The sequence below is a fragment of the Sneathiella limimaris genome (assembly GCF_012932565.1).
Taxonomy (GTDB): domain Bacteria; phylum Pseudomonadota; class Alphaproteobacteria; order Sneathiellales; family Sneathiellaceae; genus Sneathiella; species Sneathiella limimaris.
The window spans coordinates 1,945,201-1,960,280 of sequence record NZ_JABBYJ010000001.1 but is presented as its reverse complement, the minus strand read 5'-3'; the positions used below and the strand labels follow the sequence as shown (position 1 = coordinate 1,960,280).

General features: G+C 47.8%; 14 protein-coding genes. 8 read left to right on the top strand and 6 right to left on the bottom strand.

The window, feature by feature from the left end:
* The first annotated feature begins 24 nt into the window (after nucleotides 1-24).
* A complete protein-coding gene (hemB, locus tag HH301_RS09470) occupies nucleotides 25-1,026 on the top strand; it encodes a porphobilinogen synthase (protein WP_169568664.1) in 1,002 nt (333 codons plus the stop codon).
* On the opposite strand, the gene HH301_RS09465 is transcribed toward hemB, so the two are convergent.
* Nucleotides 1,027-1,773 carry an SDR family oxidoreductase gene (locus tag HH301_RS09465; protein ID WP_169568663.1) on the bottom strand — a complete coding sequence of 249 codons (747 nt, stop codon included), beginning with the start codon at nucleotides 1,771-1,773 and terminating at the stop codon, nucleotides 1,027-1,029.
* On the bottom strand, nucleotides 1,770-2,915 hold the full coding sequence (locus tag HH301_RS09460) for an aminotransferase class V-fold PLP-dependent enzyme (RefSeq protein ID WP_169568662.1): 1,146 nt from the start codon (nucleotides 2,913-2,915) through the stop codon (nucleotides 1,770-1,772). The genes HH301_RS09465 and HH301_RS09460 overlap by 4 nt, the downstream gene beginning before the upstream one ends.
* 99 nt (nucleotides 2,916-3,014) lie before the next feature.
* Between HH301_RS09460 and HH301_RS09455 the strand changes: the two genes are divergently transcribed.
* Nucleotides 3,015-3,434 (top strand): CAP domain-containing protein, encoded by a 420-nt coding sequence (locus HH301_RS09455; RefSeq protein ID WP_169568661.1) that lies wholly within the window; start codon nucleotides 3,015-3,017, stop codon nucleotides 3,432-3,434.
* Here HH301_RS09455 and HH301_RS09450 read toward each other — a convergent pair.
* On the bottom strand, nucleotides 3,420-4,301 hold the full coding sequence (locus tag HH301_RS09450) for an NAD(P)-dependent oxidoreductase (protein ID WP_169568660.1): 882 nt from the start codon (nucleotides 4,299-4,301) through the stop codon (nucleotides 3,420-3,422). The two genes, HH301_RS09455 and HH301_RS09450, sit on opposite strands and share 15 nt — an antisense overlap.
* 167 nt (nucleotides 4,302-4,468) lie before the next feature.
* Between HH301_RS09450 and HH301_RS09445 the strand changes: the two genes are divergently transcribed.
* Complete coding sequence (locus tag HH301_RS09445) at nucleotides 4,469-6,871, top strand: penicillin acylase family protein (RefSeq protein ID WP_169568659.1); 2,403 nt, start codon at nucleotides 4,469-4,471, stop codon at nucleotides 6,869-6,871.
* A gap of 22 nt (nucleotides 6,872-6,893) precedes the next feature.
* Here the strand turns inward: HH301_RS09445 and HH301_RS09440 are convergent, their stop codons facing one another.
* Nucleotides 6,894-7,370: a flavin reductase family protein gene (locus HH301_RS09440; RefSeq protein ID WP_169568658.1), complete on the bottom strand. Its 477-nt coding sequence runs from the start codon at nucleotides 7,368-7,370 to the stop codon at nucleotides 6,894-6,896.
* A gap of 260 nt (nucleotides 7,371-7,630) precedes the next feature.
* Between HH301_RS09440 and motA the strand changes: the two genes are divergently transcribed.
* The 3 genes from motA (at nucleotide 7,631) to HH301_RS09425 (ending at nucleotide 10,277) form a co-directional block, all read left to right on the top strand.
* The gene (motA, locus tag HH301_RS09435) at nucleotides 7,631-8,488 is read left to right on the top strand and encodes a flagellar motor stator protein MotA (protein WP_169568657.1); all 858 of its coding nucleotides are present in this window, start codon (nucleotides 7,631-7,633) and stop codon (nucleotides 8,486-8,488) included.
* 24 nt (nucleotides 8,489-8,512) lie between these two features.
* A complete protein-coding gene (locus HH301_RS09430) occupies nucleotides 8,513-9,403 on the top strand; it encodes a flagellar motor protein MotB (RefSeq protein ID WP_169568656.1) in 891 nt (296 codons plus the stop codon).
* A gap of 79 nt (nucleotides 9,404-9,482) precedes the next feature.
* Entirely contained in the window at nucleotides 9,483-10,277 is a 795-nt protein-coding gene (locus HH301_RS09425; protein WP_169568655.1) for a pyrroline-5-carboxylate reductase family protein, read from the top strand.
* 6 nt (nucleotides 10,278-10,283) lie between these two features.
* On the opposite strand, the gene HH301_RS09420 is transcribed toward HH301_RS09425, so the two are convergent.
* On the bottom strand, nucleotides 10,284-11,048 hold the full coding sequence (locus HH301_RS09420; RefSeq protein ID WP_169568654.1) for a class I SAM-dependent methyltransferase: 765 nt from the start codon (nucleotides 11,046-11,048) through the stop codon (nucleotides 10,284-10,286).
* A gap of 165 nt (nucleotides 11,049-11,213) precedes the next feature.
* Between HH301_RS09420 and HH301_RS09415 the strand changes: the two genes are divergently transcribed.
* On the top strand, nucleotides 11,214-11,717 hold the full coding sequence (locus HH301_RS09415; RefSeq protein ID WP_169568653.1) for an RDD family protein: 504 nt from the start codon (nucleotides 11,214-11,216) through the stop codon (nucleotides 11,715-11,717).
* Here HH301_RS09415 and HH301_RS09410 read toward each other — a convergent pair.
* Entirely contained in the window at nucleotides 11,714-12,982 is a 1,269-nt protein-coding gene (locus tag HH301_RS09410) for an FAD-dependent oxidoreductase (RefSeq protein ID WP_169568652.1), read from the bottom strand. The genes HH301_RS09415 and HH301_RS09410 overlap by 4 nt on opposite strands.
* Nucleotides 12,983-13,133: 151 nt before the next feature.
* On the opposite strand from HH301_RS09410, the gene HH301_RS09405 reads away from it, so the two are divergent.
* Nucleotides 13,134-14,984, top strand: a complete 1,851-nt coding sequence (locus HH301_RS09405) for an SLC13 family permease (protein ID WP_169568651.1) — start codon at nucleotides 13,134-13,136, stop codon at nucleotides 14,982-14,984.
* Nucleotides 14,985-15,080: the final 96 nt, after the last annotated feature.

Genomic DNA, 15,080 nt, shown 5'->3' with positions numbered 1-15,080 from the left:
TCAAGAATGAGCTGGAATTCCCTAATGAGTATACCAACAAGATCTTACCCTCATACACGCTTGCGCCGGAACAGGAAATTTGACTGGTCAAGACGACTGGTATCCGAAAACGCGGTCACGCCAAATGATCTGATCTGGCCGGTTTTTGTACATGAAGGAACTAACAAGCGGGAGCCCATCCCCTCCATGCCAGGTGTTGATCGTTTAAGTCCAGATCTGGCCGCTGCTGCGGCAAAAGAAGCTTACTCTCTCGGCATTCCGGTAATTGCCCTATTCCCTGCAGTGGAATTAAACAAAAAGACTGATGATGGCAGAGAAGCGTCCAATCCTGACAACATCATTTGTGAATCCATCAAGGCGATTAAAGATACAGTCCCAGAAATAGGGATCCTCTGCGATGTTGCACTAGACCCCTTTACCACACATGGCCAAGACGGATTGGTTGAAGATGGTTATGTGGTTAATGATCCAACCATTGAAGCGCTTATCGCTCAGACCCTTAATCAGGTTGAGGCAGGCTGCGATATTATCGCGCCGTCAGACATGATGGACGGACGCATCGGCGCGATCCGCAAAGCGCTAGAGAATGAAGGACATATCAACACAGCGATCATGGCCTATTCCGCGAAATACGCGTCCGGTTTTTATGGTCCATTCCGGGATGCCGTCGGATCAACCAGCAATCTTGGAACGGGTGACAAAAGAACCTATCAGATGAACCCAGCCAATACCGATGAAGCCATTCAAGAAGTTGCCCTCGATATTGCTGAAGGCGCCGACATGGTCATGGTTAAACCGGGCATGCCCTATTTGGATATTTGCCGCCGCGTTAAGGACGAATTCGGCATCCCAACCTTTGCCTATCAGGTATCCGGCGAATATGCCATGCTGATGGCTGCTGTTCAGAACGGCTGGCTGGATTATGAAAAAGTCATGTTGGAAGCCCTACTCTGCTTTAAACGGGCAGGTTGTGATGGCATCTTAAGCTACTTTTCTGTTGAGGCCGCTAAACGGCTAAACGGCTGATCAGCGCCCACCAGAAACATCCAACAAAGCGCCTGTAATATAACTGGCTTCTTCGGACAGGAGCCATAAGGCGGCATCAGCCACCTCCTCAGGTTGGCCGCCTCGCTTCATCGGCACATTCGCCTTCACCCTATCTACGCGATCAGGCTCCCCACCAAGGGCGTGAATTTCTGTGTATATCACTCCAGGGCGCACTGCGTTGACCCGAATTCCCTGATCCGCAACCTCCTTGGAAAGGCCAATCGTAAAGGTATCGATAGCCCCTTTTGAAGCTGCGTAGTCAACATATTCATGAGGTGATCCCAACCGTGCCGCTGCGGATGAAATATTGACTATCCCGCCGCCATTCCCGACATGCTTTTTGGAAAGTCGTTTAACGGCCTCCCGCGCACACAAAAAGCTGCCTGTGATATTGGTCGTAAAAACCCGCTGCAAACGATCGAAAGTCATATCTTCAATACTGCAGTGGGTCTCTAGAATACCTGCATTATTGACCAGCGCGGAAAGCGGCGGCAGGTTCTCATCAACATATTTGAAAAGAGCAAGAATATCTGCCTCAATCGCCACATCTGCCTTAAAAGCATGCGCATTACCGCCAAGCTTTTCGATTTCAGAAACCACTTTGTCAGCTGCGGCACGATTACTATGATATGTCAGACAAACCGTATAGCCAGCAGACCCAGCTTTTCTGGCGATCTCCGCACCGATACCTCGGCTTCCACCAGTAACAATTAAAGTTCCTGTCATGCTCCCTCCAACGCGTCCTTCAGGTCGTCGATCAAATCACTCGCGGTTTCAATACCAACCGACAGGCGAAGTAAGTCGACCGGACATGGGGTTCCTGCCCCTTCGATACTCGCCCGGTGCTCCACAAGGCTTTCAACGCCACCGAGCGATGTTGCCCGCTTGAAAAGTGTTAAGCGCCCGGCCACATCCATCGCGGCTTGCTCCCCGCCTTTTACCCGAATGCTCAGCATCCCGCCAAAACCACCTGACATCTGACGCTCACTCACTTCAAACCCCTGACAAGTCGAAAGTCCCGGATACAGAACCTCTTCAATTTGCGCATGCCCACTCAAGGCCTCTGCAATCTTGAGTGCATTTTCTGAAGCCCGCTCAACACGGATATGTAAAGTGCGCATTCCGCGCATCAAAAGCCAAGCCTCGAAAGGGCCTAACACAGCTCCGCCTGCGTTTCGGATGCGCCGAAGCCTCTGCCAAAACTCACTGTCCTCACGGGTTGTCAGTGTCCCTGCCAAAACATCTGAATGGCCATTCAGATATTTGGTTGCTGAATGCATGACAATATCTGCGCCAAGCGTTAGGGGTTGCGTAAGAATAGGCGTTGCAACTGTATTATCAACGGCAAGTATGGCGCCAACGCTTTTGGCAATTTCCGCCCAAGCAGCAATATCATCCACAACCCAGGTCGGATTGGCTGGCGTTTCCATCCAGAGAAGTTTGGTTTTACCGGGAATAACAGCTGCCTTGACGGCATCTAGATCCCCATTTTCAACGAAAGTTGCCTCAATCCCATAATCAGCCCCTAAGGTCATGATCCAGTTTCGGAGTGCCCAATACATGACTTTAGGCGCGACAACATGATCCCCAGCTTTTAACCCTTGAAAAACGGTGACAGCAGCAGCCATACCGGATGAGAACAGCATGCTGTCCGCACCTTTCTCAAGACTGCTCAGAATTTGCTGTGGCTGATCATAATTTGGATTTTGATCCCTTGTGTAAACACGACCATTGGGATAACTGCCGTCAATTTCCCGCTCATACGTTGTGCTGGGGTAAATACCTGGAATAACACCCTTAAAGCTTTCTTCCATCCAACCCATACCCTGGGCAATTGCAGTCTCTGGTGAAATGCTTTTTTTAGTCACAACAATATCCTACTCACAAAAATAATCTTCTGCCGTCCCTGATTTGAAGTGCCAAACCACTTCAACACGCGAACAAGACTTGGAAGGCAAGAGTTTCAAATGATTACGACCAGCCAACAACTATTGTCGCTGATCAATGGGAAAAGACACATCAGGAATCTAACGCGGCTGTTACTAAATCAGTCTTTATCAAAAGCTGCAAGACTGCATTCTGATTTCATGGCAAGCACTGGCACCCTCAGTCACCTTGGAAAAGATAACAGCACTCTCATGGACCGTTTGAACGCAGTTGGATATCACGCCAGCATTCTCGCTGAAAATATAGCCCTTTGTGACGGCAATCCAATGAGTTCCACGTCATTATGGATGGACAGTACACCGCACAGGGAGAACCTGCTCAATCCGAATTTTACAGAAATCGGTATCGGTATCACGAGAGACGGCGAACAAACAGCCCACTACTGGACCATAGTTCTTGCCGCCCCACTATTACCGAAAACAAGATCAGTTATCACTTAACCGGCGAAGTCGGCTTACAAGGCTGGACGTGTCTTTGCGTCCCCCACCCATATTTTGAATATCGGAATAAAACTGATCAACCAGCGCTGTAACGGGAAGTGTTGCGCCAATCCGATCAGCTGTGTCTAAACAGATCCCCAGATCTTTCCGCATCCAATCGACAGCAAAACCAAAATCAAACTGGTCCGCAATCATGGTTTTGTAGCGATTTTCCATCTGCCAACTTTGAGCTGCACCTTTTGAGATGGCTTCGATAACTTTCTCAGCATCAAGGCCAGCTTTCTGAGCAAAATGAATTCCCTCAGACAGTCCTTGCACCAGACCCGCAATACAGATCTGATTGACCATCTTGGTCATCTGACCGGCACCAACGCCACCCATCAGCTTGCACGATTGAGCGTAGCAATCAATCGGGACAGCTGCTTTATCAAAATCGTCCTGCTCACCACCGCACATAACGGTCAGCACACCGTTTTCTGCACCCGCCTGACCACCAGAAACCGGTGCATCAACAAAGCCAATTCCCTTTTCCTTGCCGATTGCCGCCAGCTCCATCGCAACATCAGAGGAAGCTGTGGTGTGGTCTACAAAGATGGAGCCTTCAGCCATGCCAGCGAAAGCTCCCTCATCGCCTAAAACGACACTTCTCAGGTCGTCATCATTGCCAACGCAGGCCATCACGAAGTCAGACCCCTCAGCGGCTTCCGCAGGTGTTTTCGCGAATGATCCGCCATATTCGGCAACCCATTTTTCGGCTTTTTCTGTTGACCGGTTATAAACAGTTACATCATATCCAGCTTTCTGCAGAAAACCGGCCATCGGATAACCCATTACACCAAGCCCAATAAACGTCGCAGTCTTGCTCATTGCCAATACCTCCTGAATATTCATTGTTATTGTTCTACTGAACATGCTCAGCGCTGGAAAGGAGAAATTGGCAATGGCTTTCCACCTTGTGGGAATTTCGTCAGCTCTTGAATTTTGTGAAATGACAGACCAGAATGCGGCCTCCGCTTCACCAAACCAGGCGCTGCATGATTAAAAAAATTTCCTTGGGAACACTCCTGCTTGCCATCCTGATCATTGCCGGGCTGTTTTTCTATGTCCGATCCTCTCTTCCAAAAACGGAGGGAGAAATCCTGGTAAAAGGCCTTTCCAGCGAGGTCAGAATTGTCAGAGATCAAAGTGCTGTCCCCCACATTGAGGGCAAATCAATTGCGGATGTTTCCTTTGGGCTCGGTTACGTCCATGCACAGGATCGCCTTTGGCAAATGGAAATGAACCGGCGGATTGGAGCTGGCCGGCTTTCGGAAATATTGGGAGAAGCGGCAGTTGGACGTGACAAATTTCTGCGCACAGTCGGCTTTTATAAATCAGCTGCAGAGACCTTCGACCGCTTAACAGAAGAAACACAGGCTGTTTTGAAGGCCTACACAAATGGGGTAAACGCTTATCTCCGCACACGAACGGGCGCACTCCCTCCCGAATTTATATTGCTTAACTTTGAACCTGAAACATGGACAGTTACGGACTCTCTTGTCTGGATGAAGATGATGTCCTGGAACCTGAGCAAAAATATCTGGGATGAACTTGAGCGCATGCGTCTACTCAAGGTAATGAGCCCAGCGCAACTGGCGGAATTCCTACCACCCTATCCAGGTGATCAACCTCCCTCACTTCCAATTTTCAAAGAATATGAGCAATTCAGCCAGTCATCCTTGCAGCAACTCGCAGATATTGTGGGGGAACGTGTACCTGAAGGTGTCGGTTCCAACAATTGGGTCATTTCCGGCGAAAACACCCGATCTGGCAAACCCTTATTGGCTAACGATCCTCACCTGGGACTTGCCGCACCCTCCATCTGGTATTTTGCGCATTTGAAAACACCGTCCCTAAATACAATGGGAGCAACACTGCCAGGACTTCCAGGCATAATCCTCGGGCGGAATGACCATATAGCCTGGGGTTACACCAATACAGCTCCTGATGTTCAGGATCTATTCCTAGAGAAAGTCAAACCTGATAACCCAGGTTTTTATCAGACACCAGATGGCTGGCAGGAATTTGAAACCAGAAAAGAGATCATTAAAGTCAAAGATGCGAACCCTGTGGAAGTCACTATCCGCTCAACGCGCCATGGTCCGGTGATCTCTGATGTTATTGGCGGCTACAGTGATGCACTTCCAGATGGTATGGTGATAGCGCTAGCATGGTCTTCCTTGTCGGATCGAGATGTAACACCCGATGCATCGCTTCCCATGATGAGAGCGAAGAACTGGGAAGAGTTCAAGAAGGCAATCCAGTATTTCACAAGCCCACAGCAAAACATGGTTTATGCGGATCGAGAAGGGAATATTGGTTACTACGCACCAGGACTAATCCCAGTTCGTAAAGAGCAAAACTCAGCAATGGGCCGCTTACCGGTTCCTGGCTGGGTTAGTGATTATGACTGGAACGGGTTTATCCCGTTTGAAGAACTTCCTCAGAATTTCGCGCCCAAAAGTGGAAGAATAGCAACCGCAAACCAGAAAATTGTGGGCCCTGACTATGATCGCCATATCACGTTTGATTGGGCGACGCCCTATCGTTGGCGCCGGATTATGGAGCTGCTTGAGCAAGAAAATGAGCACACCGTTGAGACGTTTCGGGACATTCAAGCTGATATCTATTCGCGGCTTGCCGAAGAGTTTCTGGTCATCATGCAAACGACCAAACCAAACTCCCCCCATATGAGAGAGGCACTGACCCTTTTATCCATCTGGGACGGACGCATGAAATCGGATGAGGTCGCGCCTCTTCTCTATACTGCCTGGCTACGAGAGCTCAACAAGGCTGTTTATGGAGACGAGCTAAAAGGACTGGCTCCAGCCTACGTTCGGCAACGCCCTCAGTTCTTATTGAATGTCATGACTGATTACAGAGGCCAATCCCGCTGGTGCGATGATAAAAACACAGATATCAGAGAAACGTGTGCAGACATCCTCCAGGCTTCTTTAGAGGCTGCCCTTAAAGATCTGTCGAACCGTTATGGCGATGACATGGAGAGTTGGAGTTGGGGGCAGGCACACATGGCACATAGTGATCATCTCCCCTTCTCCAAGGTATTCCCATTAAATCTATTATTTGATCTGAAGGTTCAATCACCGGGTGATACATTCACCGTCAATGTTGGTCGCCACAACATTCGTGACGAAAAATATCCCTTTACCAACCTGCATGCAGCTTCTTTACGGGCGATTTATGATTTTTCCGATCTTGATGAATCCCTTTACATTCATTCCACAGGACAGTCAGGAATTTTCTTTTCCCCATACTATGACGATATGGTGGAAGATTGGGCAAATCTGAAATACAGACAAATGTCCATGAACCCCGCCGACTATGAGACAGGCAGTATTGGGACCCTTACTCTGAAACCTGAATGGGCTGGGGACTAAGTTACCTGATAAGTTTCGGACTTTAGGTTAGCTTTGGAAACGCGCCCTTATAAAAGAGGAGCGGGTCCTCTTCAGTATGTGCCTCCACATTCGTAACCTGGCAAATAAACACCTTATGATCACCGGCCTCCTGAATAGCGTAAGTTTCGCATTCAAGAACCGCAAGGCAGTTTTCAAAAACAGGGGCCCCGTTTTCACCGATGTTGTGGTCAACCCCGTTAAAGCGATCTTCAATTGGAGAGGCAAACCTTTCGCATAGATGCATCTGCTGACTGCTGAGAATATTCACGGCAAATTTCCCTGACTGACTATATTCCTGACAGTGGCTACCACCATGACCAAGACTAAATAGTATCAAGGGCGGTTCTAGTGAAACCGAACTAAAGGAATTAACGGTTACGCCCATTGGCTCACCACTCGCATTCATCGAGGTAACAACGCTTACCCCAGTTGCAAAGCACCCAAGTGCATCTCTGAACTGCCGATCATCAAAAGTCATTTGTCTTTGCGAACTCTTTCACATCCATCCAAGTTGGGCGCAGCTTCCCACAGCTGACATCCAAAATCATCTCTTTTTTCTAGCTTTCAGGCCTACCGAGCGGATTAACACTGTATCGACATATGCACTTTTTTTGTCAATTTTTTAGACCTAAAACCCGTTATGGTAAAAACTTCGACAAATTGCACACTGTTTATTAACCAAATTCATCGCAATATCGCCACGCTAGAGAAAGAATATGCAACAAGGGTTGTTTGGGGATGTTTTGGATTATTGGTGTCGTCGTTGTTTTTGGTTCCGTTGCCGGGGGTTATCTACCTCATGGTGAAGCTGGGGTCCTATTTCAACCACTAGAATACCTTATTATTCTGGGTGCCGGTATCGGCGCTTTCCTGCAAGGTAACCCTAAATGGGTGATTTTTGGAACCTTGGCAAATATGGGCGCTCTTCTTAAAGGGGCTCCTTACGACAAGAAAGCCTACTCAGAACTCCTAACCCTGATGTATGCCATCTTCAAACTGGCAAAAACTAAGGGTATGATTGCCCTTGAGCCTCATATTGAAAACCCAAAAGACAGCGCTCTCTTTCAGAACTTTCCCTCCTTTACCAAGAATCATCACGCCATGGATTTCATGTGTGATTATCTTCGGTTGATGACTATGGGGACAGAAAATCCCCATGAAATGGAAAACCTGATGGATCAGGATCTTGAAACTCATCATCATGAGCATCACGCGATGGCAGCAGCTGTCACCACCCTTGGCGAAGCACTTCCTGCTTTTGGTATTGTGGCCGCGGTGCTCGGCGTGATTGTGACCATGGGGTCGATCGCTGAGCCACCTGAAGTCCTTGGTGGACTGATTGGTGCAGCGTTGGTGGGTACATTCTTTGGTATTCTCGTTGCCTATGGTTTATTTGCCCCAATCGGGACTAACCTTCAGCAATATTTTGAAGCTGATGGAAAATACTATGAATGCATGAAGCAAGGTCTTTTGGCCCATCTGCAAGGGTATGCTCCCGCTGTTTCTGTAGAATTTGCCCGTAAAGTTCTTTACAGCCACGAGCGCCCAACCTTTGCGGAGGTTGAGGAAGCTTGCAACAACGCCCCGAACGTATAAGACAGACTGGACGGATAACAGACAATGTCTGATGAAATAGCGCCCATAATTGTCAAAAAAATCAAGAAAGGCGGCCACGGACATCACGGTGGTGCCTGGAAAGTGGCCTATGCTGACTTTGTGACAGCGATGATGGCCTTCTTCCTGCTTCTTTGGCTTTTGAACGTAACCGATGCTGTTCAAAAGCAGGGTATTTCTGACTATTTCTCTCCCACTGTTGCGAGCTCCAGCGAATCTGGTGCAGGAGGGGTGCTTGGCGGCACAAGTATGCAAACAGATGGGGCCATGACCTCAAACACTGGAACACCATCGGTAGTTTCCAGTATTTCACCCCCGGAAGAAGGCTCCAAAGATGAAGCCAATGAAGATGGTAAGAGTGAAATAGATGAAGCGGAATTCTTAGAAAAGCTGGCGGCTTTAGAAGAATCCAGTTTTGAAGAAACGCGTGACGACATTCGGGCAGCCATCGCCAACGACCCTGAGATGGCTGGATTGGAAGATAACATTATTATTGATATGACCCCCGAGGGATTACGTATCCAAATTGTCGATCAGTATGATGAGAGCATGTTTGAACCCGGCAGCATAGAGATCAAACCGCGGATCAAAAAACTCATGGGTAAGATCGTGAAATCAATCGCTCATCTCCCGAATAACATTGCCATCGACGGGCATACGGACAGTTCTGGGACTAGCAATTCAAGCTACTCAAACTGGGAACTGTCTTCAGATCGTGCTAACTCAAGTCGACGAGCTCTGCTGGATGTCGGGCTAGATCCGGATCGAATTGAACGTGTATCTGGAAAAGCAGACACAGAACCAATGATTATTGATGACCCTTCAAATCCTGGAAATAGAAGGATCAGTTTGACCCTACTTCGGGAAACACCGGTTCTACCTGCCAATTTGAAATAAAATCAGCAGCCACCTGTTGCTCCTCATGCCTACCCACTCTAGGCTAAACTCCTGTTACCAGTGAATAGGGAGATTTGGCATGAGTGAACTTGATACAGTTGGCGTGATCGGCGGGACAGGTGAGCTAGGCAGCTCCCTAATCAAGGGCTTTTTAAAGGCAGGGACCATTAATCCTCAAAAACTCTGGGTCTCGAACAGGTCTGGAAAAAATGATACTTTAATATCATGGCCAGATATAAACTTTACCACCGACAATCAGATCCTCGCTGATCAAGTCAATACACTCATTCTTTGTGTCCCACCTGCTCTCTTTTCCAAAGTGCAGATAGATGCAAAAAACAAGCTGGTCATTTCAGTCATGGCGGGCGTTTCAAGCGACCAGATCGCGGAACAGACAGGTGCCAGACGAATTGTGAAAGCAATATCAAATCCAGCGGCTCACTTGGGATCCGCCTATTCAGCCTATTGCTGCAGACCAACTGTCTCTGAATTGGACCAGGCGTTCATTGAGAAACTCTTCTCTTCCTGCGGTCTTGTTGATCAGGTGGAGACGGAAGACCATGTTGATCATTTTACGGCATTAACTGGTCCCGTCCCCGGTTATGTCGCATACTTTGCAGACGCCATGTCTCTTTATGCCCAAAACCAGGGAATTCCAGTTCACATTGCCAATCGGGCAGTACGCCAACTTATTGCTGGAAGCGGTCGAATTTTTGAACAATCAGAGAAAGCCCCTGAGACTTATGTACAGGAGATGATCGATTATGTCGGAACAACGGCAGCAGGACTTAACATCATGAAAGAGACGTCCATCGTTGAAGATGTTCAAAAAGGAATTGCCGCAGCCTACCAAAAGACCAAATCAATTTCATGAAACTAACTACATTTTCCAGATCAAGAGCTTGGTCTGACGCCCATCCTTTATCCGCACCGTGCGTGTTGGTTTTTGTCCCGGCACCGAAAAACTATTACTAATAAAAAGGCTGCCCGGTTTCATTTCCGATTTCGCTTTTTCAAACAGACGTTCCATTGGCACCGGTGATAAAAAGCAGTAGACCACATCATATTGGGCCAAATCAGCTGACCATAAGCTCTGCATTTTGAGGCTCACATTTTGCTGCCGATTGATCCTTACCAACAGCCACGAAAGAATAAACGGTATGGGGGCCGTTTCATACCCCACGCACTTCACATCAGCTCTCTGACTTGCAACTCCTCTTAATGTGGAGGCTAAGCCACTTCCTAAATCGGCAAATTTAATCTCTCCCTTTTTGGGGAGGAGCTTTGCGATTTGATTAGTTGTCGATTGATTGGTGAGATAAAGAGGAACCCTGTTAATCACCACATTCCAGAAGACAAGTGCCAAAAGCAATAGAATGATAGGATACACCCAGAGCGGAATTTGATACTGCAGCCCTGCAAAAATACAGAACGGAAACAGGAGCTGGATAACAACCCACCAGTAAGATTGACGAAGACACAAAGACCCGACACCAGCTAAAACCCCTTGCAAAGTAAGCTTGGCAAACAAGGGAATGGCAAACCCAAACGACTGCTGCAAAAGCGGAAGCACAGTAAACAAAATTCCAAATGACAGAATTTGAAGCAAAGCAGCTATAAAGATAGGCGGGATGTTAATACTCATTCTAAATCAATTTATTGGAAGAATTATCTACACTAAAAAATCAACACTTATATGAGGCGTTTCTTGACTTCTTCTTGAACGGATTTCAAAACTTACCATCTATCCGAATAGACATACAGGCTTTACTGCGTAAGTATTTTTGTCAGCGACATAAGGACTATTTGCTTGACCCCAGACAACAACTCATCCATCCAGCTCACCTCTCTAAAAGGAGAAGACGCTGAGCAAATGAAGCCTTCCAGCAAATCCTACAATTATGATGGGATTCGGTTCAGACGCTTAGTGGCGTATGCGATTGATGTTGTCGTGATCGCCTGCATCGGTTTCGTCGCAACGATTGCCGCAACACTGATGGGAATTGTTACTCTTGGCCTGCTATCGCCAATCCTTGCTATCGGTTTAGCTTTAATCCCAATCGCCTATCATACGCTCACGATTGGCAGCGAATGGAACGCGACAGTTGGTATGCGGGTTATGGGAGTAGAAGTCTATCTTCATAATGGCGGTGAGCCAGACTATTTGACTGCATTTCTGCATTCTGGTCTTTTCTATGCATCCATGGCACTTACGTCATCGCTAATCCTGCTCGTCTCCCTATTCAATGATAAGGGCCGCTTGCTCCATGACTATCTGACCTCAAGTGGCGTCCGTTGCGTCCGGGAAGCCTAAAGCATATCTTTGATGCGGTTCCATAATAGAACCAAGTGATAAAGTGGCACTTGCAGGGCCTTGCTTCTCGGTACTTTTTTATGAGGAATTCGATTAAAGACGTCAAAACGAGATAATTGCCCGTCTACTGCCTCAGCAAGAACACGGCTCACAATCGCAGAAAGAGGCACCCCCTGCCCTGAATATCCGTGGGCATAGAACACGTTTTTATGTAACTGGCCCACGTCTGGCAACCTTTGTCGGGTTATGCTGAGTTGACCGCTCCATAAATAGTCAATCTTTACATTTTGTAGCATTGGGAAAGTTTTCAGCATATTATCCCTGACCGCATTGTTCTGAAGCGTTGAGCGCCCAAAAGAAAAATCACGTCCCCCATATATCAGTCGCGTATCTGGCGCCATCTTGAAATAGTCTAAATCAAAATACGTGTCTGCAACACAGGCAGTTGTCTTCATCAATGACGCAGCTCGCTCGCTACCCAGAGGCTCCGTCGCCAGAATACTGCTTTTTATCGGCACCATGCGATTGAACAGCTTCGGCGCTAGGTTTTTCAAATAGGCGTTGCCCGCAAGGATCAGAACATCAGCAGATACTTCACCCTTTTCAGTTTGGATTTTCAGAGACTTCCCCTCGGTGAACGAAATTGCAGCGGAATTTTCAAAAATCATCCCTCCCCTTGTCGATACAGCCTCTGCCAATCCAAGAAGATAATTCAAAGGATGAAGGTGCCCCCCCTCAAGGTCCAGAAGCGCACCAATATATCTATCTCCTGCTAGGATTTCCCTCATTCCTGGTTCATCAACCCATCGATATTTTTCATAACCGTATGACTTCTCGACGAACTCTCTCTCAGCTTTGAGCCAATCCAAATGAGATTTCTTTGGGGCTGCGTAGTATTCCCCCCAACGGAAATCACAATCTATTTTATGTTGCTCTAACCTCGCGTGCAGTATTTCCTTGGCTTCTTCAGAAAACTGCCACAGCAATGCAGCATCCGCTGCCCCTACAATGCGGGCAGCCTCCATCATTCCAGCAGAGTACCCAGATGCAACCTGCCCACCATTTCGGCCGGAAGCCCCGTGCCCGACCTCAGCAGCTTCAAGGATGGCAACTTTGTAACCTTTGCCTATGAGCTCAAGCGCTGCCCCAAGCCCAGTAAATCCGGCACCAATTATACAAACATCTGCCTTCGCGTCTCCCTCAAGCGCTGAAAAGGAAAGTGATCTATTTTTAGTCGCAAAGTAATAATTTTTGTGTTTTTTCACGAAGGCACCGATTAATAAAGTCTAAAGCCTAGAAGATCTACAAATAACAAGACACAAAACTTCAGGCTTTGACCCACTTTATGGCTCAATGTATACCTTATAAATATCAGTATTTTAATTCGTAGCAGCAAATTGGCAGATCGATTGATCAATGATTGAAACTCAACTTCACATGTGGCTCGTCTTTGCGTTCATTGTTGTCGCAATGTTTGCATTCGCCAGTGAAAGAATTGAACTCGAAATTTCCTCTATTGCTGTCATCTTTGGCTTACTTCTGCTCTTCTATATCTATCCACTTCAAGATGATAGTGGAAAGTCACTGCTTACTGCGACAGGCTTGCTGGCTGGTTTGGCCGATCCGGCACTTATAACGGTTCTATGTTTGCTGGTTGTTGGCCAAGGTATTGTGCGAACGGGGGCGCTTGAAAAACCTATTCGTTTTATTGTGACGCTTCGGCGACATCATCCTTTTATGGCGATCGCAGTTGTTTTGACTGCTGTCCTTGCCATTAGCGCCTTTATGAACAACACCCCGGTTGTTGTGATCTTCATTCCACTCATGACAGCACTTGCAGAGCGGCTGAATAAGCCAACCTCTTCTGTTATGCTTCCGCTAAGCTACGTGTCCATTCTTGGGGGGATGACCACGTTAATTGGCTCATCGACTAACCTACTGGTCTCCACATCTGCTGAACATACAGGACTTGCGCCAATTGGCTTTTTCGATTTCACGGTACCCGGACTTGTGCTTGCGATAGTGGGATTAGGATATGCGTTGTATGTTATTCCCCGCATTTTACCTGAACGGGAAGCCATTACAGACTCGACCTCTGCCATTTCGGGTAAACAGTTCATTGTTCAACTGGAAATCTCTGCTGACAGTCCTCTGGTTGGCGAGCAACCTGTAGCAGGTCAATTCCCCAGTCTCAGAAATATCACAATCCGATTTATCCAACGGGATGAAAAGCTGCTACTGCCGCCATTCGACGATCTCATGCTTCGGCCCGGAGACTCAGTTGTGTTCGCAGGTACGCGCAAATCACTTACGGATTCATTTGCGGATAATCCGCAACTGTTGAGCGACTTCCTGGATATTGAAGATAACTCAATTGATGATAATTCCACCGGTTCCCTTGAAAAGGACCAGATGGTTGCAGAAGTTGTTATTGCTCCTGCTTCTCGGATGATTGGCCGCGCGCTGCACCAGATTAATTTCCGCTACAGAACCCATTGCGTTGTTCTGGGGATTCAACGTCGATCCCGCATGATCCGGACCAGTCGTATGACCGATATTCGTCTTGAGGCCGGAGACGTTCTCTTGTTAATGGGTAGCCGGTCCAATATGACGCGGCTTCGGAACAATCCTGATGTTTTACTGCTGGAATGGTCAACTCGCGAGCTCCCTGCCCTTGCAATGGCAATGCGGGCCCGGCTGATTTTCGGCGCTGTGGTTCTGACTGCCGCGACAGGCCTCTTGCCAATAATCGTTGCGGCCATTGGCGGAGCGGCCGCGATGGTTGTCAGCGGATGCCTCAATGTTCATCAGGCAAGTCGTGCAATTGACCGCCGCATCGTGATGCTTATTTGGGCAGCCCTCGCACTTGGGACAGCCATGCAGGCAACTGGGGGCGCTTTGTTTTTAGCAGAGGCACTCGTAGCCGCACTCTCTGGCGCGCCAAACGCTGTTATTCTCTCTTTCTTCTTCTTGCTTGTGGCGGTAATCACTAATGTCCTGAGCAACAATGCGACGGCGGTTCTCTTCACACCAATCGGAATTGGGATTGCAACGACTCTTGGAATAGACCCGATGGTCTTTGTTGTCGCCGTCATTCTGGCGGCCAACTGTTCATTTGCGACCCCCATGGGATACCAAACGAATCTACTGGTGATGGGTCCCGGGCACTACCGATTCTTTGATTTCGTGCGCGCAGGAGCCCCTCTCGTTGTCCTTCTCTGGCTCGTTTTTTCTGTTTTTGCCCCTTTTTATTATAGGTTGGTATAAAATTTTTAGGATTTGCTGAGATAAACTCTACCATTAGAGTCTAGTCTCTTTGAATTACTGCCAGTACAAATTAGATAATATGTAACTTCCTAATGT